At 56.0% G+C, this 20,218-nt stretch carries 20 protein-coding genes; 14 read left to right on the top strand and 6 right to left on the bottom strand.

Annotated elements, in window-relative coordinates; genetic code table 11:
- Nucleotides 1-81: 81 nt before the first annotated feature.
- The 6 genes from ADG72_RS03115 (at nucleotide 82) to ADG72_RS03090 (ending at nucleotide 3,874) form a co-directional block, all read left to right on the top strand.
- Nucleotides 82-690, top strand: coding sequence for a hypothetical protein (locus ADG72_RS03115; protein WP_107070838.1), 609 nt, complete (start codon nucleotides 82-84; stop codon nucleotides 688-690).
- Entirely contained in the window at nucleotides 690-1,454 is a 765-nt protein-coding gene (locus tag ADG72_RS03110; protein WP_048712167.1) for an SseB family protein, read from the top strand. The genes ADG72_RS03115 and ADG72_RS03110 overlap by 1 nt, the downstream gene beginning before the upstream one ends.
- Before the next feature lie 241 nt (nucleotides 1,455-1,695).
- The gene (gene infC / locus ADG72_RS03105; RefSeq protein WP_080978643.1) at nucleotides 1,696-2,370 is read left to right on the top strand and encodes a translation initiation factor IF-3; all 675 of its coding nucleotides are present in this window, start codon (nucleotides 1,696-1,698) and stop codon (nucleotides 2,368-2,370) included.
- A 43-nt stretch (nucleotides 2,371-2,413) separates the two neighbouring features.
- A complete protein-coding gene (gene rpmI, locus ADG72_RS03100) occupies nucleotides 2,414-2,608 on the top strand; it encodes a 50S ribosomal protein L35 (RefSeq protein ID WP_009747983.1) in 195 nt (64 codons plus the stop codon).
- 29 nt (nucleotides 2,609-2,637) lie between these two features.
- Complete coding sequence (gene rplT / locus ADG72_RS03095) at nucleotides 2,638-3,018, top strand: 50S ribosomal protein L20 (RefSeq protein ID WP_009747984.1); 381 nt, start codon at nucleotides 2,638-2,640, stop codon at nucleotides 3,016-3,018.
- A 7-nt stretch (nucleotides 3,019-3,025) separates the two neighbouring features.
- Entirely contained in the window at nucleotides 3,026-3,874 is an 849-nt protein-coding gene (locus ADG72_RS03090) for a TrmH family RNA methyltransferase (protein ID WP_048712161.1), read from the top strand.
- A gap of 89 nt (nucleotides 3,875-3,963) precedes the next feature.
- Here ADG72_RS03090 and ADG72_RS03085 read toward each other — a convergent pair whose 3' ends face one another.
- The 3 genes from ADG72_RS03085 to rpmB all read right to left on the bottom strand — a co-directional run bounded on the left by ADG72_RS03085 (nucleotide 3,964) and on the right by rpmB (nucleotide 7,276).
- Entirely contained in the window at nucleotides 3,964-5,265 is a 1,302-nt protein-coding gene (locus tag ADG72_RS03085; protein ID WP_048712159.1) for an MFS transporter, read from the bottom strand.
- A 19-nt stretch (nucleotides 5,266-5,284) separates the two neighbouring features.
- A complete protein-coding gene (gene gtfA, locus ADG72_RS03080; RefSeq protein ID WP_048712157.1) occupies nucleotides 5,285-6,790 on the bottom strand; it encodes a sucrose phosphorylase in 1,506 nt (501 codons plus the stop codon).
- Nucleotides 6,791-7,084: 294 nt separating this feature from the next.
- Nucleotides 7,085-7,276 (bottom strand): 50S ribosomal protein L28, encoded by a 192-nt coding sequence (gene rpmB, locus ADG72_RS03075; protein ID WP_019127135.1) that lies wholly within the window; start codon nucleotides 7,274-7,276, stop codon nucleotides 7,085-7,087.
- A gap of 239 nt (nucleotides 7,277-7,515) precedes the next feature.
- Here rpmB and ADG72_RS03070 point away from each other — a divergent pair, with 239 nt between their 5' ends.
- From ADG72_RS03070 to ADG72_RS03035, 8 genes are read left to right on the top strand one after another with little or no spacing between them, the layout of a single operon-like run.
- Nucleotides 7,516-9,123: a hypothetical protein gene (locus ADG72_RS03070; RefSeq protein WP_048712156.1), complete on the top strand. Its 1,608-nt coding sequence runs from the start codon at nucleotides 7,516-7,518 to the stop codon at nucleotides 9,121-9,123.
- Nucleotides 9,120-11,276, top strand: a complete 2,157-nt coding sequence (locus ADG72_RS03065) for an ATP-dependent DNA helicase RecG (protein WP_048712154.1) — start codon at nucleotides 9,120-9,122, stop codon at nucleotides 11,274-11,276. Before ADG72_RS03070 ends, ADG72_RS03065 begins: the two co-directional genes overlap by 4 nt.
- Before the next feature lie 14 nt (nucleotides 11,277-11,290).
- A complete protein-coding gene (gene rsmD / locus ADG72_RS03060; RefSeq protein WP_048712153.1) occupies nucleotides 11,291-11,863 on the top strand; it encodes a 16S rRNA (guanine(966)-N(2))-methyltransferase RsmD in 573 nt (190 codons plus the stop codon).
- A complete protein-coding gene (coaD, locus tag ADG72_RS03055; protein WP_048712151.1) occupies nucleotides 11,860-12,369 on the top strand; it encodes a pantetheine-phosphate adenylyltransferase in 510 nt (169 codons plus the stop codon). Before rsmD ends, coaD begins: the two co-directional genes overlap by 4 nt.
- Entirely contained in the window at nucleotides 12,362-13,078 is a 717-nt protein-coding gene (locus tag ADG72_RS03050; RefSeq protein WP_048712150.1) for a hypothetical protein, read from the top strand. The genes coaD and ADG72_RS03050 overlap by 8 nt, the downstream gene beginning before the upstream one ends.
- Nucleotides 13,071-13,634: a YceD family protein gene (locus ADG72_RS03045; RefSeq protein ID WP_048712149.1), complete on the top strand. Its 564-nt coding sequence runs from the start codon at nucleotides 13,071-13,073 to the stop codon at nucleotides 13,632-13,634. The genes ADG72_RS03050 and ADG72_RS03045 overlap by 8 nt, the downstream gene beginning before the upstream one ends.
- Nucleotides 13,634-14,377 (top strand): ribonuclease III, encoded by a 744-nt coding sequence (gene rnc / locus ADG72_RS03040; protein ID WP_048712147.1) that lies wholly within the window; start codon nucleotides 13,634-13,636, stop codon nucleotides 14,375-14,377. The genes ADG72_RS03045 and rnc overlap by 1 nt, the downstream gene beginning before the upstream one ends.
- Nucleotides 14,378-14,420: 43 nt before the next feature.
- The gene (locus tag ADG72_RS03035) at nucleotides 14,421-15,035 is read left to right on the top strand and encodes a response regulator (RefSeq protein ID WP_048712264.1); all 615 of its coding nucleotides are present in this window, start codon (nucleotides 14,421-14,423) and stop codon (nucleotides 15,033-15,035) included.
- 1 nt (nucleotide 15,036) lies between these two features.
- Here the strand turns inward: ADG72_RS03035 and ADG72_RS03030 are convergent, their stop codons facing one another.
- From ADG72_RS03030 to cydD, 3 genes are read right to left on the bottom strand one after another with little or no spacing between them, the layout of a single operon-like run.
- The gene (locus ADG72_RS03030; RefSeq protein ID WP_048712146.1) at nucleotides 15,037-16,677 is read right to left on the bottom strand and encodes a GAF domain-containing sensor histidine kinase; all 1,641 of its coding nucleotides are present in this window, start codon (nucleotides 16,675-16,677) and stop codon (nucleotides 15,037-15,039) included.
- Nucleotides 16,674-18,467, bottom strand: coding sequence for a thiol reductant ABC exporter subunit CydC (gene cydC, locus ADG72_RS03025; protein ID WP_048712144.1), 1,794 nt, complete (start codon nucleotides 18,465-18,467; stop codon nucleotides 16,674-16,676). The genes ADG72_RS03030 and cydC overlap by 4 nt, the downstream gene beginning before the upstream one ends.
- Nucleotides 18,464-20,170 carry a thiol reductant ABC exporter subunit CydD gene (gene cydD / locus ADG72_RS03020; RefSeq protein WP_048712143.1) on the bottom strand — a complete coding sequence of 569 codons (1,707 nt, stop codon included), beginning with the start codon at nucleotides 20,168-20,170 and terminating at the stop codon, nucleotides 18,464-18,466. Before cydD ends, cydC begins: the two co-directional genes overlap by 4 nt.
- Nucleotides 20,171-20,218 lie beyond the last annotated feature (48 nt).

The raw sequence follows: 20,218 nt of genomic DNA, 5'->3' as shown, positions 1-20,218 counted from the left end.
ACCCAACACGAAGTGGAGGCCCTTGTGTCTGAAGACAAGAATCGGGATCTGGATGCGCAGTTTCGTGATCTAGTCGCAGACATGGAGTCCGATCTCGAGGGGGATCTGCCACAAGACGCGGGGGAGGATGCGTCGTCGACACGAGATGCGCTGGATACCCCCGTTGATGAGTCGCTTCACCTTGAGGGTGGCAAGCTTTCCGTCGCCCTGGTTCTTGCTCCCATCCCTTCCGCCGAAGCCCTCCATTCGTTGCTCGCCCTTTCCGGTATTCACGAGGCCGTGGTGCGTTTGAAGCCGTGGACGGGGGTGTGGCTGCGAGTACAGACCCAGACGACTCAAGAAGAAGAACTCAATGTACTTTTGACGGGGCGTCGTCCGATGCCACCGGAAGTTGATCGGATTGCATCGGTAATTTCACGCCTGTCGAAGTATGGTGCCGTAGCGATTATGTCCTGGCTGGTCGAGGGCGATGGCGTGGAGCCCGGTGTCTCAGGCCAGATCACTGCACAGCGCTACGTCAATGGAAGTAGCGAGGACGATATTCCGGCTGGGCTGCTGCTGGGGGCAATGCCTCAGGCGACCGAGGACCTATTGCTTGGACGAACTCTTCCCTCCGACTATCCCGATTCCATTCAAGCGGATGGAAAGGGAGGCCGCCGCGGTCCCTTCTCGTGGTTTAGGAAGCGCTGATGGCCGAGGCGATTGGCGAAGAGCAGAAGAACCGTTTGGCGCAGCGTCTTTCGATGGCTACGCAAAACCGAGATGATCACGGGCAGGCTCTGAGTAAAACTCAGCATGCGCTTGAGTGTCCTAAAGATAGTGCGCAACAACTCGAAGAGCTGGTCCATGCTCTTGAGAATGAGCGTGTGATTGTCCCGATCCGTGTCGAAGAGGATCCTCGAGTAACTGGAGTCCATGCGGGGGAATTGGGGCATGATCCTGCTGGTTTTCTCGTGACTGAAACCTCTGCGGGCCCGGCGATCGCTGCGTTTAGCTCTTCTGCATCGCTTTCAGTTTTTGATCCGAGCTCGCGTCCTATGGGACTTCCCTTCAAGCGAGTTGCACTGGTCGCTTTGGTTGAAAGTGCAGGGCGCGTTGTCTTTGATCCCCGGAGCGTAGATATCGTGATTCCTCGAAGTGCAACCGCGGCTCTGGCTCAGGGAGATCAATGGCTTCCTGCCTGGAAAGATCGGGAGCTCAAGAATCTGCTACTTGAGCAGGCAAGCCGGGATTTCTCGCCAGTGAGCGATCTCCACGTGGAATATGCCGGCAAGGAAATCTGTCGCATCATTCTTGAAATTGATGCGTCGAAGGTGCGTAGGAATGAGGGTGACCTGACGCGCTCTGAGCTGCGAGAAAAAGTTCAGGGCGTCATTGAGGGACTCAGCGCTCTTCCTAGGCTGCGCGCCGTTACCGACCAGATTCAATGGGTTCCTCGATGGGTGGGGATGTGAGTCATTCCATCACATTGCCATCAATCGAATATCGCCCTTGAGGCGTGAATTTGCTAAGATATTAGCGACCAATCGGGGATTTCGCCCCGATCGTGCAAGCGGAGTTTCTCCCACCTTGATTCCCGCCCGAGTTTTCGGGTTGCCCACGTAGAGCCAGGGGATCGGGTTAAACGGTAGCATCCGGACGGATGTTGTTGCCGGGATAAGCCTTCGTGCGCACAGTGGCACGAAGGCCTTTTTCGTGTCACGGATACGACTGTGGAAGGAGCCACTCATTAGCGAGCCTCGCATCAATGAGCGGATTCGAGTTCCCGAGGTACGTCTCGTGGGACCCGGAGGAGAACAGGTTGGTGTTGTCCGCGTGGAAGACGCACTGCGTCTTGCTGAAGAAGCGGGCCTTGACCTGGTTGAGGTTGCACCCGACGCTAAGCCGCCGGTTGCAAAACTCATGGACTACGGAAAATACAAGTACGAAGCGGCCCAGAAGGCTCGCGATGCTCGCCGTAATCAGGCGAACACGCAGCTCAAGGAGATTCGCTTCCGCCTGAAGATTGATGACCACGACTTCTCGGTGAAGAAGGGACACGTTGAGCGTTTCCTCTCCGCCGGTGACAAGGTCAAGGTCATGATTATGTTCCGCGGTCGTGAACAGTCACGACCTGAAGCGGGCGTCCGACTTCTGCAGCGTCTTGCTGAGGAAGTTGGAGAACTCGCCACTGTCGAATCGATGCCTCGCCAAGACGGCCGCAACATGACCATGGTTCTTGCGCCTACGAAGCGCAAGTCCGATGCGGTCAACGAGCAGCGCAAGCGTCGCGAAGCCGAACGTGAAGAGCGTCGCGGTAAGCGCGCAGAACGCGCCAGTAAGGACCAAGCTCGTGTGGCCTCGCAAGAGGTAGATGCACAGAAGAAGTGAAGGTTGGGGTTAAACCCCGTCCGGAAGAAGAAGGATCAAAATAATGCCGAAGAATAAGACGCATTCCGGTTCTAAGAAGCGTTTCCGCCTCACCGGAAAGGGCAAGATCATGCGCGAGCAGGCTGGTGCACGCCACCTCCTCGAGCACAAGTCCTCCCGCAAGACCCGTCGTCTGGCCTCGGACCAGGTTCTGGCCACCGCCGACGTCAAGCGCGTCCGTACCCTGCTGGGCAAGTGACCGGCACCTTCGACAAGGAGATTTAGAAAATGGCACGTGTTAAGCGTTCTGTTAACGCCAAGAAGAAGCGTCGCACCGTACTCGAGCAGGCATCCGGCTACCGTGGCCAGCGTTCGCGCATGTACCGCAAGGCCAAGGAACAGGTCACGCACTCATTCGTGTACTCCTACCGTGACCGCAAGGCGAAGAAGGGCGATTTCCGTCGCCTGTGGATCCAGCGCATCAACGCTGCTTCCCGCGCACAGGGCATGACCTACAACCGTTTCATCCAGGGCCTGAACCTGGCTGGTGTTGAGGTCGATCGCCGCATGCTCGCCGAGCTGGCCGTCAACGACATCGCCACCTTCAACGCTCTTGTTGAGGTTGCGAAGAAGGCTCTGCCCGCCGACGTGAACGCGCCCAAGGCCTGAGCATTCAGTGAGCAGCTTTTCCGAACGCCCGTCCATCCTCGATAATCCTCGCGCTGATCGCGTGAAGAAAGTCGCGGCATTGGCCGGGCGTTCGGCACGTTCAAAGCAAGGAAAGATCCTTGTTGAGGGCCCCCAGGCAGTTCGTGAACTGGTCCGATACCGTTCCTCATTCGTTGAAGACGTCTATTACACGGCGCTAGCCGCTCAGACTCATCCCGACGTTATTGAAGATGCGCGCAGAGCGTGTCGTTGGGTCCACGAGGTGACCGACGAAGTCTGCGAGGTACTGAGCCGTGATAGCCAGGGAATCTGCGCGGTTGCTCGCACCGGCGCGATTGAGAGCGAACTTCCTGAAATTTATCCCGGCGACTGCATTGTTGTTCTTGCGCAGAGCAGGGACCCGGGCAATGCAGGAACGATTATGCGTACTGCAGACGCGATGGGTGCGCGTGCAATCGTTAGCGTTAAGGGGAGTGTCGAGGCATCAAGCCCCAAGGTCATTCGTTCCTCCGCCGGCTCCGTTTTCCATCTTCCCATTGTTCCCCTTTCCTCCTTTGACGAGGCCTGTCAGCACCTTCGTGATCATCATTGTGTAATCCTGGGGACTTCTGGCGCACAGGGCGCCTACAGTCTGAGTGAACTGATGTCCCAGGCCGCTCTTGAAGGGCGCGGCTGGCTTGTCCAATCACATGCGTGGGTCTTCGGAAATGAAGCTCAGGGAATGAGCGACGATGAGATGGCCGCATGCGATGCACTGGTGATGATTCCGATGAGTGGCCAGGCAGAGTCCCTCAACGTTGCGAGCGCTGCTGCTATGTGCCTCTTTGCCTCGCAGAACGCGCGCGTGGGGGAGTAGGGGTCTTTCAGGTACGGCCTCGAAAATAAAAGCCCGGCGCATCGGTCGCTTAAGAAGCAACTGACGCACCGGGCGATTGTGTGTGAGGTTTACTTCACCTTCTTGATTCGCATGATAAGCCATGCGGCAATCAGCACGATAATGATCGCAACAATGAAGACGACCGTGTAGGCCGAGGTTGGCGTTGTCGATGTATGGGTCATGTTCTTGACAATCACGACGATTGCGGAGGTCATCAAAGAGCCGACGACCATCGACAGCGTGTTCGCCAGGTTCAAGATTCCCAGGTCTTTCCCGGCCTCGTCGGGGTTGGGAAGGACCGAAACATTGAGCGCCTGATCGATCGCGTTGTATACGCCATACCCAAGGCCTGCGATTCCCGCAAAGAGGTACATACCTAGTGCAGAGTGGAAGATCAGCGGCATTGCGGAGCCAATCGCAAACAAGACGCTGGCCAGGGCAACCGGAAGCTTGCGGCGACCGATGAGATCGGTGATCGGTCCAGCGCCCAGCGCAGCGACCAGTGAGACAGCAAGAGTAATCACTGCCATCGAGGCGATGAGCTCCGCTGCTAGTGTGGTTGCATTCGCATTACCTGCGAAGATGTAGTCCTGAGCGATGTAGAGCAGGTAGGTGTTGATCATCCAGTAGCCGCCCATCATCAAGGTACGGCCAACAAGTGCGTAGTAGAAATCAGGTGCATTCTTTGGCGGGCGGAAGGATTCGAGGATGCGCTTTGCTGAGAAGCTCTCATCAGATTCACCCCGATTGTCCCCTTCGCGTGGCCAGATGATCACGGTGACGATACCGATAGCGGCAAAGACTGCGGCGCCCAGGAGCCAGCCGTGAGTCAGTCCATTGTCCGCCTTGAGAAGGCGGGCTCCAACCAGATTGCCGATGGTTTGACCTGCCGCGATTCCGGCGCCATAGAAGCCCGAAATTGTTCCGCGGACCTCGTCGGGAATGCGATCAGACATTGTTGCCACAAAGGGCGCAAGCATGACGTTGTATCCCAGCTGGGCCGTGCACCACAGCAGGAGGATCATCGGGAATGAATGTTGGTTCAGTGCAAGCAGTGCCATCGCGCCACCAGCAATGAGCCCACCGATGATGATCCAGGGAGTGCGCTTACCGAAACGCGAACGGGTCAGGTCGGAGAAAGTTCCGAAAATAACGTTTGCAAGAAGCGCAACTACCGAACCAACCGCGTTGATGGTGCCCAGCATTGATTCTTTTCCGGCCGCGTTAATATCTTCAAGCACTGCCGGCAAAATGACGGAGGTCAACGCGACCCAGGGGATCGCACAGGCAACCGCGCTGACGGTGAAACCGACACTCAGGCGGATGAGGTTGACCCGGTTTTCTCTTGGCTGTCTAGAAACCTTGTTCATTGTGGCTCCTTATGGCTAGTCAGATGTGGGCAATCGGTGGCTGGGCAAGCAGGTCATCAGTGCGGTGTTGGCCTTCGCTGTCGGTCCACGTCAGGGAAGCAATAGACCCGGTCTCAGAGGGGCTGGCGGGATTGAAAATCAGCTGTGCGCTGGAGTCCCTAGCTTCCCAAGTGAGCGTGAGGACTTCGCCATCTCGTTGGTAAGAGAATTCGCCATCAAAGGCCGGAAGAGTATTGCGGAATACACACAGTGCATTGAGGGCCTGAACAACCGGACGCTGAAGGTTTTCTTCGACCTCTTGTGCGGTGTAGTAATGACGGTTAATGTCACGACCAACGTTGGTTTGCTTGAGCAGATCCATGTCATTTGCGCCTGCAAGAGCACCCACGTAGTAGACCTGGGGGATCCCGGGTAGGAAGAACTGAACTGCTCGCGTGGCGAGGTAGTGTTGGTCGTTGCATCCCAATGCGGAGTAGTACGTGGAGTTAACCTGGTAGAGATCTAGGTTCGAGGCTGCGGCCCCCGTCGCTTCGCGCGATTCCCCGTGGGTGTTTGTGTGGATTGTTTCGACGAGGCGGTCGACGTCGGGATCTGCAACCAAGCCCTTGAGAGACCGGTCCAGTTGGTCCGAACCGATGTCGATGACGCCGATTCCATCGTGGGTATCCAGCACAGTCACAGCATTATTGGGACGTACGTTGATCCAGTGCTCAAGAGCATCCACGCTGCCTGAGAAAATTGAGTGGAGCAAGAGCGGGGGAAGCGCGAAGTCGTAGACGCGGTCGACCTTGCTGGCGATGTCGATTTGCTTCTTGTAGTAGGAGTGAACCTCGATCAGAGTTTCCAGGCCCCTCTTTGCGCCCTCTTCCTTGATCCGTTCGATCAGTCTGAAGGTCTTAGGGATCATGAAGCAGGAGGTGCGTGCTTCCTTAGCTCCATATCCGACTGCATCAAGGCGGATCGAGGAAACATGGCTTGCACCCAGCTGGTCAAGGATTGACATGAGGTAATCCCAGCCCTGCTTCGAATCTGTATCGATATCGACCTGCTGCGGTGTGAAGGTCGTCCAGACTAGCCGGGTCTTATCACCCCAGGTGTAGTGGGTGAGCGGAAGACCCGGGCGAGGACGGTAGATGCCAGCGAGCTCTTCTTCGGTTACACCTTCGGGAAAAACGCTCGACAAGGTCAGGAACATTGGAGCGAAAGGACTAGTTTCGCCATTCTTCATGACGTCTTGGAACTGCTCGGATTCCCATGACACGTGATTGACGATGGTGTCGACCATGATTTCGTGACTCTTTGAGAGCTCCGCGACGTCATCCCAAGAACCAAGACGCGGATCAACCTTTGTATGGTCGACAGGGTCGAAACCTGCATCAGCACCATCGAAGGGGGTGAAGAAGGGGAGGATGTGAACGCCTTCGTAGACTCCTGAAAAATGCTGGCGGAGCGTAGCGGTCAAGGCGGAAATAGTACTGCCACCGAAACGATCGGCATAGGCGATGAGTTGAACCTTATTCTGCAATGGTCTCCCCAATCGAGGTGCGAGATTTCGCAAATTGGATATGAGCAAATTCAGAATAACGTGCGAAAAAATAAAATGTTCTGTCGGATACAGATATTGAGTCAACCAAAAAGGTGGATATTTACTGAGAAGAGCCTGAAGCTGGCGAGTGCTAGGGAGATAAAAGTGTTTTGACCTGCGCTTTTCTTAGTTTTGTTGCTTTGGTTGCTTCTATGTCGAATAGGACTAAAGGCTGCTCTGGGATAAAAGAAAAGGCCGAACCCGCAAAGCGAGCTCGGCCGATCTCAGTCTGAATCAGGCAGCGCGAACGACTCGATCAGACTTCAGGCACTTGGTGCACACGTTCAGGCGCTTGGGCGTCCCATCGACCAGGGCGCGAACGCGCTGAATGTTCGGATTCCACCGGCGGTTGGTACGAACGTGCGAGTGCGACACGCTCTTGCCGAAGCCGGGTCCCTTACCGCACACGTCACAAACGGCAGCCACGATGTTCTCCTCGGTTTTTCTTACACGATTAGTTGTCTTGATCATGAAGATCAAGAGGCCATTGGTGACAGCTCACCGCAGGCAACTATGACACCTTAACTGATTTCGTCCCGAATAACCAAGTCCACAGAGGAAAATATGCGTGTCAGGTGGCACACATGTGCCCGAAGGCGGAACAATGTTGAAGGTATCCCATTTCGCAGCACTATCAGGTTGAGACATCGTTATAAGGACAAGTTGTGGCACTAGATTCTGGAGTTTTGGCGCGTAGCTTCCAGATCGCGGCTGATGAAATGACAAAGCTCGCCCCTTTCATCGATGACCTCGACGGAGTCGGCGGGGGAGACTGCGATACCGGAACAAATGCGCGTGTCACCTTCCAAACCCTTGCTCACGGATGCGAACAGCTTTCCGACAGCGATCCACTCTCCGTTGGCCTCGACTGTGCAATCCAATCGGGAATCCGCGGAGCTCTGGGACACTGCGGTGTGCTTCTCGTATCGATCCTTTCTTCTTGGCATTCAGCGCTTGATGATGCCTCCATCACTCCGGTTGTTCTTCGTCGCATGCTCTTGGCGACCCCTTCCGCACTGAAGGCTGCGCACGCTCAGGGAAGCGCCACAGATGCCATGCTGCGTGAGGCATGTTCAGAACTCGAAGGACTTGGCGATACGCTCCCCGAGGTTCCCCAAGAACTCTCGGCGTTCTGCGCTGCCGCACAATTTGGCCTCGTCGAGGCCACGGGATCTTCCAGCACCGCCATCGACGCCGGTGCAGCGGTCGTTGCGCTCATGTTCAGTGCCCTCGATGCTGCCTGCCGCGATGATCTGGGGATGCTCGAATCCCTTGCTGCAATGCTTGCGGAATTGGCGGGGCATGGAAGCAACCGGGTCCGTCCACACGCGCCGACGCCTGATCGCGCATTTACGGTCGATGTCATTCTTCAAGGAACCCTTGATGACGTTGATGCTCAGCGTCGCCAGCTAGATGCACTAGGAGCGCGTTATTCTTGGGCCGGGCATGCCGATCTTTTCGGATTGGGTGAGTGGCGCTTCCACATCGATACTGCCGCACCTTTGTCTGTCCATCCCAAACGCGGTCGGACACTCCGCTTCCATGTCGCTGATGCTCGTCCCGACGAAACAATTGGAATCGATACCCTTGCCGATGGCGTGACACACCGAGGTATCAGGCTCTTGGAACGCCAGCCCATTCGCAGGGTGGAACGTGCTGCAGTCGTTGTCTGCACTCGGGTTGCGGGAATGGTTGAAGATCTTGCCCTCAGCGGTGCCCAAGTTTTCCTCGATCCTCAGCTTGAAGATCTCGAGGCTCTTGTTCTTCCTGCGCGCTGTGCGTCGACTCGGGTGGAACTCATTGTTCCCAGTGATAGGGAGTGCCTAGCGCTTGCTCAAAGGATTAGCGCCTCTTATGTGCGAATGGGGGAGGAAGAGCTCGATATTTCTATTGCGCCCTCGACAAATGAGTTAGAAGCGCTGGCGATCAGTCGGAGCTGTGCGCCCCTCTTCGTACCTCAACCCGGAGGACGTAGCGTTGCCACTCGGCTCCGTGCACTTATCGATGAAAATGCCCACAGTGCGCTCCTTGCTCAGCACACGACGGAGATCGACGCAGAATGGCAGGTTGAGGACGTTTCTCGTGCTCTTCAAGATCTCGCATCCTACGCGCCGACGCGCTGGGTCTTGCTTGCTGGAAATGAAGATGCGGCAACCTTGATTGCGGTTCTGCGTCAGCTCCTCGATAGCCTCACCCCTGAATCCACCAGTGTGGATCTTGAAGTCATCGATGCCGCTCCTCAAACCCGTTCTCTTCTGCAGGCGCTCGCGTGAATCCACTTGATACTCCTTTGAGTCTTCGCCTTCCTGCGAAGCTGGCAAAGAAGCTCGAAAAAGCGGGCCTGTTGACCATTGGCGACCTGCTCTACGAGGCACCTCGGCGCTACTACCATTGGGGTGCGCTCACGCCAATGCACGTCCTGCGTCCCGGAGAAGACGTCACTATTTTGGCCGAAGTAGTCAGTGCTCGCCTGATCCCTAACCGCTCGCGTGCAGGGGTGAGATTCGAAGTTCGTCTGACCGATGGTTCCTCGGAAATGACTGCGACTTTCTTTGCCAGTAGTCCCTATAAGCTCAGCGTGCACGAACGCCTTCTTCAACCGGGAGAGAGTTTTCTTTTTGCTGGAAAAGTCGGGGAGTACCGGGGGAATTTGCAATTGGTGCACCCCGAATTTGAGGGCGTTGATGATGAACAGGCAGCCCCCGATATCGAAAAACGCTCGAACCGTCCCATTCCCATTTATTCCACGCGGGGTGGCGTCGCTTCGTGGGTGATTGCGCGTGCAATTGCCGTTGTACTGGATTCTTTGGACTTGGATACGCTCCCAGACCCTGTTCCTCTGCAAGTCCGATCGCGTTTCGACATTGAAGCGCTGGGAAATGCCCTACGGCTTCTTCACCAGGGCAGTACGGATCAGGACGTCGCACGCGCCAAACGCAGCATGCGCTGGAGAGAAGCTTTTGTTTTGCAAGCTTTCTTGGCAAAACGTCGACTGGGAAATGATGCTTTGCGTGCGCAAAGCTGCCCAGAAAACCCTCCGGAACTTCAAGCTTTCCTTGGTGGGCTTCCCTTTACTTTGACGCCCTCGCAACGCAGTGCCATCAGTGCCATCGGGGCTGACATCGCCTCGTCGCATCCCATGCAGCGTCTCCTTGAAGGGGATGTGGGATCGGGAAAAACTGTGGTTGCGTGTGCTGCCTTGATTCAGGTGATTGCCGCTGGTCATCAAGGTGCACTCCTTGCTCCTACCGAAGTCTTGGCACGGCAACACGCGGACTCGATTCGAGCGCTGCTTAAACCCCTTGAATCCGCAGGTTTCCCCGTGGATCTGCGCCTCCTCACTTCCTCGACGCCGGCCCCAGCCAGACGTGAAATCGAGCGTCTATTGGCCTCGGGAATGCCGATCATTGTTGTTGGGACGCATGCCTTGCTCTACGCGCGCAACCTCTTTGCTGACCTTGCCTTGGCGGTGATCGACGAGCAGCATCGTTTTGGCGTCCAGCAGCGAGATTCCCTCCGTGAAAGCCGCAATGATGGTTTGCTTGTCCATCAGCTGGTGATGACCGCTACTCCAATCCCTCGAAGCGTCGCGATGACGATTTTCGGAGATCTGGATGTCACAGTGATGAAGGGCTTGCCCTCAGGGCGAAAGCCAGTGACAACTTTCGTTGTTGATGCGGGAAATGCCGTGTGGATGGAACGCATGTGGCAACGGGCACGCGAAGAAATTGACGGTGGCGGGCGCGTTTATATCGTCTGTCCGCGGATCGATGAGGATGATCATCCCGATGTGTTGCTTGAAGAAAGCACTGCACCCCTTGCGTCGGTGACAGCAACTATGGAGATGCTCGCTGGGGTTCCTTCGCTATCGGGTGTGAAAGCGGTGAGCGTGACCGGCAGAGATAGCAGCGAAGAAAAAAGCGCCACGATGGAGGCCTTCTCCAGCGGGCAGGCTCCAATCCTTGTTGCGACAACTGTCATTGAAGTTGGCGTCGATGTCCCCGAAGCGACCATGATGATCATTTTGGATGCACAGCAATTTGGGCTCTCGCAGCTCCATCAGTTGCGTGGCCGCGTGGGACGCTCCTCGAAACAAAGCATCTGCATGGCTGTTCATCCTTCGGTCATCAGCGATACTTCTGCGCAACGTTTGGAAGCCTTCGCGTCATCAACCGATGGTTTTGTCCTTGCCGAGGCCGATCTCGCCTTGCGCCGAGAAGGTGACGTTTTGGGGTCGGCCCAGTCAGGAAAAGCTTCGAGACTGCGCTTCCTCAGCGTTGTCCGTGATGGTGCGATTATTGAAGAAGCCCGAGAAAGCGCGGGCGAACTCATCGCAGCAGATCCTTCTTTGGCCTCGTATCCGGAATTAGCGGCGAGTCTCAATGACGCTTCCAGCGAAGAGCTGGTGTGGATGGAACGCAGCTAACGTAGTCTTGAAGCATGACACGAATTATTGCCGGCACTTTGAAAGGTCGGACCCTACATGTCCCGCCTTCAGGGACACGCCCAACGTCTGAGCGCGTACGCGAGGCAATGTTTTCGCGCCTTGAACACATGGACGTTATCGAAGGGGCTCGCGTTCTTGACCTGTATGCGGGAAGTGGAGCTCTGGGTTTTGAGGCCCTTTCACGCGGTGCAGATCAATTAACCCTGGTCGATTCTGCTCAGGGTGCGCTACGAACTCTGAAAAAGAATGCGGCCTTGGTTGCTCCGGGCAGCATAGTTATTGGTGCGGATGCGCTCGCGGCAGTTTCTGGACGGCTGAGCGGCCAATATGACCTCGTTTTTATTGATCCTCCCTATGAGTGTGAGAGCGCAACTATCACCGAGATCCTGACAGCACTGTGTGCGCATTTAAGCCCAGATGCCTCGGTTGTCGTTGAGCGATCGACTCGCTCGACAGATATCGAGTTACCTGAAGGACTCATCTGCGAGGATCGGCGCGATTGGGGGGAGACTCGCGTTCTGTTTCTTGCGCCCCCACTTCCACAAACCGCTAAGGAGAGCGAATGAAAGCCGTCATCCCGGGGAGTTTTGATCCGCTCACCGTCGGGCATCTGGACTTTATTACTCGGGCGTCACGTCTGGTTGACCACCTGATCGTTGCAGTTGGAGTGAACTCAGCCAAGGCCTCGGCCAGCGATATCCGATGCCGTGTGGATAGCACCCGTGCGGGGCTGGCTCACCTGCCGAAGGTAGAAGTCCTCCCCATGAACACGCTTTTGGTTGATTTTTGTCGCGCACACGATGTTGATCTGGTGATCAAAGGGGTGCGTGGAAGCGGTGACTTGGAGTCGGAGATGGCTCAGGCCGTGACAAATCGAGAGATCGGGGGAGTGGAAACGCTGTGGATCCCCACCGATCCCGCACTGGGGCATGTGTCTTCATCCCTTGTTCGAGAACTTTTTGCGTGGGGAATGGACGTCTCTCGGTATGTTCCGGCCCCAGTTTTGGCTGTGTGGGGAGAAAATAGAGAGGCAGTGTACGCGCAGAACTCAATTGGAGGAGACAATGGCTGAAAACCATGACGAGCACGCGGATTCCTCGCAGCAGTGGGAGGATCAGACCGTGTACGGTCCCTCGACTGTGATTGCGGCTTTGGACCGAATTGAAGACCTCCTTGAGGCTGCGCGCGCAGTTCCTCTCTCTGCTTCGGTAATGGTGAACCGAGCGGAGGTTCTTGACCTTCTCGATCAAGCTCGTGAAGCTCTTCCCGATGACCTGAAGGCCGCAGACGCTGTTGTTGCCGACGCAGACGCTGTGCTTGTGCGCGCCGACTCGGCAGCAGAGACGACCATTGCCGAGGCTAATGCCCGCGCTCGTTCGACCATCGACGAGGCCCGTGAGAAGGCTGACCAGTTGGTTGCCGAGGCAGAGGAACACGCGCAGAAGACCCGTGAAAAGGCCGAAGAAGACGCGAGGCGTGTGCGTGAGCAGGCCGAGGCGGATGCGGAGAACACCCTTGCCGACGCCAATGCGCAGGCAGAGCGCCTTGTATCCGGAGAGAACATCAAGCAGATGGCTGAAGAGCGTGCGCGTGAGATTGTTGCGCAGGCGCGTGCAGCTGAGAAGCAGATGCGTACCGGTGCCGATGAATACGCTGCCTCGTCACTTGCAGAACTATCTGCACTTCTTCAAGAACTTCAACGCCGTACCGATGCTGGTCGGCGTGCCATTGCCGAACGCAATGGCCGCGATATTACGAATGTGACTTTAGAACATGAGTGAACCTTTAGAGATTTCTCTTCGTGATCTTTCGCGCTCGCCTGGTTCGACGCGCGACTATCACCTAACTTGGCAGGTCCCTGATGACCTGGGAACCTCGGTTATGCGAGTGGCTCCGGGGACTGAGTTACCTATTGACGTGACTATTACTTCGGTTGATGACGGAGTTCTGGTTCGTGCGCATACCGATGTTGATATCGACGGAGAATGCGTGCGTTGTCTTGATGAACTCACGCGTCACCATTCGGTCGATGTCGATGAACTTTTCTTCGAGCCGAAGGCTGCGCAGCGTTTGCGCAGTGAAGAAGATGAGGAAGCCGAAGATTTCCCGACCATCTCGGCGCGCGACACTGTCGATATTGAAGGAATTGTGCGTGACGGCATCGTGACGCTGATGGAAGACCGACCTCTGTGTAAGCCGGATTGTCAGGGGCTTTGCCCAGGATGCGGCGAAAAATGGGAAGATCTACCCGAAGATCATGAGCATGTGGTGATTGATCCGCGTCTTGCGGGGCTTTCGGGTCTTCTTGATCAGCTCACCGCGCGGGATGAGAACTGATGGCTCGTCGTTCAAAGCTTCCTGTACCCCCACGCCCCAATACTGATACCTTGCTTGAAGCATGGGGAACTCCCGTGCGCCAGGATCTATTGGAACTGGCGCTAATCCACCGTTCGTATGCAAATGAAGCCGGCGGAATTGCCCATAATGAACGCCTTGAGTTCCTGGGCGACTCTGTCCTTTCGATTGTCGTGGCCGACGAGCTGTATCACCGCCATGGCGACGTCCCCGAATCTGAATTGTCGCGGATGCGGGCAGCAACTGTTTCTCAAGAACCCTTAGCGCAGGCAGCTCGGCACATTGAGCTGGGGGAGTACATCTACTTGGGGCGTGGGGAAAGCACGCACGGTGGTCGAGACAAAGACTCCATCTTGTCTGATACTTTCGAAGCCCTGGTTGGCGCAACCTATCTGAGCGTAGGTATTGAAGGTGCGCGTGCAACTATTTTGCGGCATCTGGGCTTCTTGCTGGTACACGCAGTCGAACGTGCTGCCGAACAGGACTGGAAGACAACCTTGACTGAGTTTGCCTTCAACCACGACATGGGGGCAGTGACCTACGAGGTTGAGGGCGAAGGCCCAGACCACCAGAGGGTCTTTACCGCTCACGCCTTTGTTGCCTCAAGGGATGCCGAAGTTGGCCAAGGTGTTGGTACTTCAAAGAAACACGCAGAAAATGCGGCAGCAGCAGATGCAGTTGCCCGTCTCAGCGGTGAGAAGCGCGTCGAAGAACAAGGAGAATAACGTGACTGAAAACGATACCCCTTTGCAAACCCCAATCCGAGTCATGATCGTTGACGATCATGAGATTGTTCGTCGCGGGATTGCAGAGATTGTCGATCGTGCCGATGACCTTGAGGTGGTTGCAGAGGCCGGTACAGTTCAAGACGCTTTGCGCCGTGCCCAATTGGTTAGCCCCGATGTGATTTTGGTGGACCTTCAGCTTCCCGATGGAACGGGCATCGACATCATGGAATCTTTGGGACAGACAAACCCCGAGATTCGCCCGATCGTCCTGACTTCTTTTGACGATGACGAGGCCTTGGCGCAGTCCCTTGCAAAGGGGGCGCGTGCTTACGTGCTCAAGACTGTTCGCGGTGCCGAAATTACAGATGTCATCAAGGCAGTGGCACAGGGACGTATTCTTCTTGATGAGCGAACACTGACCCGTAGGCGTGCAGATCACGATGATCCGACCGCAGATCTGACTCCCTCAGAGCGTAAGGTCTTGGAATTGATCGGCGATGGCCTGTCGAACCGAGAAATTGGCGCAAAACTGGGGGTCGCAGAAAAGACCGTGAAGAACCACATTACGTCCTTGCTGTCGAAGATGGGGCTTCAGCGTCGCACGCAGGTTGCTGCATGGGTAGCCGGACAGCGCGCTGCCGCTTGGCGTAACTGAGCTAGGCCAGAGGAATACTCCAGATAATCTTCGTTCCTTTTCCTTCAAGTCCGGTACCAATGGTGAAGGTCCCGCCGTTGAGGCGTGCACGTTCTGCCATGTTTGCGAGGCCCGAATTGCGTGTATGCGAAGGATCGATCCCAACTCCGTCATCGGAAACGGAAACCGTGAGCCTACCTGTTTTCCCACTTCCCTGAAGTTCGACATTGACCGCACCCGCGGTCGCGTGTGCGTGACGGGCAATGTTGGACAGTCCCTCTCGAACGATTGCAACCGCATCATCACTTCGCGAATCATCGACGCGAGAATTGAGTAATTCTACGCGGTGATCTTCGCATTCTTTCTGTTCGTTGACCGATTGGCCGTCGACAGAAATGAGCAGTGAGGGTGCAAAGCCTAAAAATGAACGCGAGAGGGAAGACTCTCGACGGATACGCTCGACCAAGCCAACGTCAGAATCGGGTTCACGCAGATTATGGACGATTGCGCGGATCTGACGCACGGCCTCGTCAATGGACGCTAGAGATAGGTCAAGAGCGTGGATGACCTCATCGACGCCGACCTGTTTTTCGCTGATCTTTTGCTTGGTCGAGTCCAATTGCATGCCTGCTGCAAAGAGCTGCTGGATCGCAAAATCATGCAAGTCACGGCCAATTCGATCACGTTCATCAAGGAGGGAAGCGACATCTTCAGCGTGGCGGGCCGAGGCGAGCTCCAGTGCAAGGGCAGCTTGAGCTGCCAGAGATTCCGCTAAAGCCAGCTCGGAATAGTCAAATTCTGGTTTTCCGGGAAGACGGAGCAGAATGAGGACACCGGCGGGCTTTCCTCTTCCACGAAGAGGCGCATAGAGTGCCGGACCGAATTCGGAAAATTCGGGGATACGCATGGTTTGGGCGCGCGCGAGGGAATCAACGATCATGCCGGTCCCTTCGTTGAGTACCGACATCGCACGGCCTTCATGGGGGAAGACAATTCCTAGCAAACGATCTGCGTGATGGCCATCGGTGATTTCCGCAGCCCAGGTATCTTTCACTGAGGGCAAGACGATAATCGCGGTATCCGCCTGCGAGACGTCGCGAACGGTTTGAGCGATCAGGGTCAAGCCTTCTTCTTCGTCTGCTCCTTCGAGCATCGAGGTGGTTAGCTGCTGCGATGCTCGAATCCAGCGTGCACGCCTTCGAGCATCTGCATAGAGGTGAGCGTTTTCAACGGCAATACCGGCGGCTGCCGCCAAAGTCTGCACAATGCGAAGTGCGCTGAGTCCGAAGCCTCCCAGGCGATTAACCAGGTATAGGCGCGCATAGATTTGCCCCTTGAAAGTGACAGAAACTCCAAGGAAGTTCTCAATTCCTTCGGCATTGTTGAGAGAGGCGGGGTCGTTGAGAATCGCATATCCCTCATCGGTAATGCGTTGTACCAACTCGTCGGGAAGATTTGAAGCCTCACCGGCCGGAGCATCGCCGTATTCCACGAACATCGTCGTATCGCCCCAGGTATCAAGAACCGATAGTCCTGCATAGCGTGCACCGGTTAATGCACATGCACGCTCGACGAAATTCTCAAGGACTCGTTGAAGATCTAGGCTTGAGGTGACATCAAGAGCAGCTTCAAGAAGTCGTGAATCGGTCCTTTCGGGGCTCATTCTTCCTCCTGCTTGAGTGCCCAACGGAAAGCTTCGCTCCTTGCGATGAGCTCATCACGTGTTCCTCGTTCAACGATGCGTGCAGGACGCAGGCGAGGATCATCGTGAGGATACCCCATCAGGATAATCTCATCTGCTATATCAAGAGCGCTCAAACGGTGCGTGACGAGCACCAAGCCCTTGTCGACTGCGTGTGCCCGGATGGTTCGCATCAGCGCATCTGCGCTGTGCGGATCTAGGTGCTCACTGGCTTCATCCAAAAGCATGATGGGTGCATGTGAGGCGAGTGCTCGGGCGGCAAGAAGTCTGCGACGCTCACCACCGGATACTCCCGTTGCCCCAGCCCCAATTACGGTATCGATTCCCTGAGGAAGAGAAGCACACCAGTCCTTGAGGCCAACGGTGTTGAGAAATTCCTGAGCCTCTTCCTTCGAAAGATCAGCGCGTGCGACGCGAAGATTTTCGTAGATGCTGGTTGCGAAGATATGGGCATCTTCAGCGGTTACCTGAATGACGCTCGCACTTTCTTCGTGGGGAATGTCCCGAAGAGGAACTCCGTTGAGAGTGAGCTGCCCACCGCGTGCGGGGATCAATCCAGCCAGAGTATTCAGGAGTGTTGTTTTTCCAATTCCCGAAGGGCCAACAATTGCGATGCAGCGACCGGGGACTACATCAAGATTGAGGTTTTCAACTAAGAGAGGGCCATCGGGCCATCCGATCGCTAGGTCACTCGCTTGAAGATTGGGGTGGTGCGTCGCATCTTCGGGAAGCGGAGTCTGCGCGATCTTCGAGGCCGTGGTGGTCGGTGCCTCCGAGCCGATAAGTTCGCGGATCCGCAGTGCTGCTTGAGCGCTACGGACGAGTTGCGCCATCGCGGAGTTCATCTGAGCCGAGGCCTCGAAAGAAGACAGGGGAGTGAGGGTAATGACCGCGAGAGCGACGGCGCTGAGGATCTGAGCCTGAACGGATGGAACTCCAACGAGGAGCGCCCCGACAACTGCTAGTCCCATAGATGCGCGATCGATGAATTGAGCCCAAGCAGAGGCGCGGGCGGCCCCTCGCCGAGATGACTCAATGTCGTCCTCGCTGCGTTCGAATTCGCCGCGCGCACGGTCAATGAGTCCGTTAATTGCCAGCTCATCGTAGCCATCGATCAAGGTGACCAGCGAGCTGCTCAGGGCAGCACGTGCCTGGATTCCTTCGACTTGAGCTGCGCGTTGCGCTCGAGCGGTGATAACGGGGGCAACGATCCCAGAAAGGATTAAGCAAAGCGCCAAGATCACTGCAGCGCCGGGAGAAAGAAGTGCCAGAGCGCCGACGGTCGCGCACCCTACAATCGCTGCGACACCTGCAGGAAGGACAGACTTCACAATAAAATCGCCGACCTCGTCGACATCGGATCCCATACGTGCCAGCAGATCACCGCGGCGAAGTGAGATCACTCTGCCGAGATCTGAAGATGCTAAGGCGTCGTAAAGGCTCAGTCGTAGATGGTCCATGCCCTCGAGCGCAACGCGGTGGGAAATCAGGCGTTGAACATAACGCAAAAGGGCACGCGAGACGCCAAAAAGACGTACCGATGTTGCAGCGACAGAAAGTACTAAGACAGGAGGCATCTGTGACGCTCGCGCGATGAGCCAAGCAGATGTTGCACCCAAAGCGATCGATGAACCAATTCCTAGGCTTGCCAGAAGGAGTGCACTGATAAAACGCCACTTATCAACTCGGAGTAGTGACAACGCCCATCGCAAGGAGGATGCTTCCTCAGAAGTGAGAATTCGCATTTTCATTGCTCTCCTCCAACTTCTGCCAATTCGGCCTGATCCTTAACCCGTGAATGAACCTTGATCACTTGGTCTGCTGCATCGATAAGAGCCTGGCGATGCGCAATCGCGATGACCGTTCGACCTTTCTTGCGCAGAGCCTCCATTGCCTTCAAAACGATCTCTTCACTCACAGCGTCCAAGTGGGCCGTCGGTTCATCCAAGATGACAATGGGAGTGCGTGCTAGCAAAGCACGGGTTAGGGCAAAACGTTGTCGTTGGCCAACGGAAAGACCGGCCCCATCTTGGCCAATTTGCGTATCCCAACGCTTGGGAAGCGTGTCCAGAACTTCGCTGAATCCGCAAAGTGCTGCGGCAGCCTCGAGTTCTTCATCTGTTGCAGGTGGAAGCTGCTCGCGTAGGCTTCCGGGAAGCAAAGAAGGGTGCTGTGGTACCCAGGTTATGGCTTCCCACAGTGTTTCTTTGGGAATGTCCTGAAGGGGAATTTCTTCTCCTTCGCGGGTGCAGACCATGAGATGGCCGCTCTGAATCGGAAGCAGTCGCATCAGTGCGTAAATTGTGCTGGTCTTTCCCGAGCCTGAGGGGCCCGCAAGGACGCTCAGCGTTCCTGGCAGGATATCCGCGTTCAACTCTGCAGGCGCCCAAGTGCCGCGTGCCTCAATCGAAAGATTGCGCAATGAGAAGGCAGCTGAAGACCAATCGATACCGTCATCATCCTGAAAGCCTTCGTCTTCGGAGTCTTCACCCATTGAAGGAATCGGGGTTTCTAAAATCTCGAAGGCTCGTTCTGCTGCGGCGACACCATTTGCGGAGGCATGGAACTGAGCTCCGACCTGACGTAGAGGTTCGAAAACTTCCGGTGCAAGCATGATGACGGCTAGACCGGTGAATAAAGAAACATGACCGAAAACCATTCGGAAGCCGACTTCGACGGCCACCAAGGCAACGCAGAGCGTGGAGAGAAACTCCAATACAGCACCAGAGAGAAAGGCAATGCGCAGTGTCGACATTGTTGCGCGCGTATTGGATCGCGAGAGAGATTCTAAATGCGCTCGAGGAGCACTTTCACGGCCCAAAGCGCGAAGGGTCGGCAGTCCTGCAATCAAATCCAGCATTTGCGCGCCCAGGCTCTGCATTGTTTCCAGTTTTTCTGCGGAAGCGCTCTGGGTGAAACGCCCAATTAAGGCCATAAAAATTGGGATTAGGGGAACAACGATTGCGGCAATGAAGGCTGACCAGAAATCGAGGAAAAGGATTGTCGCCAGGGCCAGGGGAGTCACAGTTGCTGTGAGGACCAACTGGGGAAGGTAGTCGACGAAGTATGGGGAGAGGTCTGTCAGGCCTCGGGAAAGGAGGGTCGAGGCCTCAGAACCGTGAGTGGCGCGCCAGCGTGGCCCCAGGTTTGAGATGTGTGTCAGGACGCGTCCACGCAACTCGCGGATTGTCCGGTCTGCTGCTCGGTGTCCCAAGGCCTCGCGAACTCCGATGACTGCTGCGCGCACGATAACGATAGCGACCAAGAGAAGAAGCGGCGTGCGTACCTGAGCAAGTGATGCACCGGATGTGACAGCGGGGGAGAGGGCAGCAGAAAGAGCAAGGGTCTGTGCAATCACCAAGACTGCCGTCACAATCCCCAAGAGTGAAATGAGGATGATATGACGACGCGCGCTCGAAGCGTACTTGAGAAGACGGGGGTCCAGTGGGCGCATTCTTCTATTTTCTGTCCTCGGAGAAGGTCCTGCTCGGTGAAAAAACTG

Source organism: Trueperella pyogenes (assembly GCF_001070855.1).
GTDB classification, from domain to species: Bacteria; Actinomycetota; Actinomycetes; order Actinomycetales; family Actinomycetaceae; genus Pauljensenia; species Pauljensenia pyogenes_A.
Note: the sequence above shows the minus strand (reverse complement) of the source record. Positions and strands in the feature narration are given on the sequence as shown.

Excerpts from the sequence above, each read along its gene's own strand:
- ADG72_RS03115 (WP_107070838.1), top strand. The coding sequence starts at position 82 with ATGGAGTCCGATCTCGAGGGGGATCTGCCACAAGACGCGGGGGAGGAT.
- ADG72_RS03110 (WP_048712167.1), top strand. The coding sequence starts at position 690 with ATGGCCGAGGCGATTGGCGAAGAGCAGAAGAACCGTTTGGCGCAGCGT.
- rpmI (WP_009747983.1), top strand. The coding sequence starts at position 2,414 with ATGCCGAAGAATAAGACGCATTCCGGTTCTAAGAAGCGTTTCCGCCTC.
- rplT (WP_009747984.1), top strand. The coding sequence starts at position 2,638 with ATGGCACGTGTTAAGCGTTCTGTTAACGCCAAGAAGAAGCGTCGCACC.
- ADG72_RS03085 (WP_048712159.1), bottom strand. The coding sequence starts at position 5,265 with ATGAACAAGGTTTCTAGACAGCCAAGAGAAAACCGGGTCAACCTCATC.
- rsmD (WP_048712153.1), top strand. The coding sequence starts at position 11,291 with ATGACACGAATTATTGCCGGCACTTTGAAAGGTCGGACCCTACATGTC.
- coaD (WP_048712151.1), top strand. The coding sequence starts at position 11,860 with ATGAAAGCCGTCATCCCGGGGAGTTTTGATCCGCTCACCGTCGGGCAT.
- ADG72_RS03050 (WP_048712150.1), top strand. The coding sequence starts at position 12,362 with ATGGCTGAAAACCATGACGAGCACGCGGATTCCTCGCAGCAGTGGGAG.
- ADG72_RS03045 (WP_048712149.1), top strand. The coding sequence starts at position 13,071 with ATGAGTGAACCTTTAGAGATTTCTCTTCGTGATCTTTCGCGCTCGCCT.
- rnc (WP_048712147.1), top strand. The coding sequence starts at position 13,634 with ATGGCTCGTCGTTCAAAGCTTCCTGTACCCCCACGCCCCAATACTGAT.
- ADG72_RS03035 (WP_048712264.1), top strand. The coding sequence starts at position 14,421 with ATGATCGTTGACGATCATGAGATTGTTCGTCGCGGGATTGCAGAGATT.
- ADG72_RS03030 (WP_048712146.1), bottom strand. The coding sequence starts at position 16,677 with ATGAGCCCCGAAAGGACCGATTCACGACTTCTTGAAGCTGCTCTTGAT.
- cydC (WP_048712144.1), bottom strand. The coding sequence starts at position 18,467 with ATGAAAATGCGAATTCTCACTTCTGAGGAAGCATCCTCCTTGCGATGG.
- cydD (WP_048712143.1), bottom strand. The coding sequence starts at position 20,170 with ATGCGCCCACTGGACCCCCGTCTTCTCAAGTACGCTTCGAGCGCGCGT.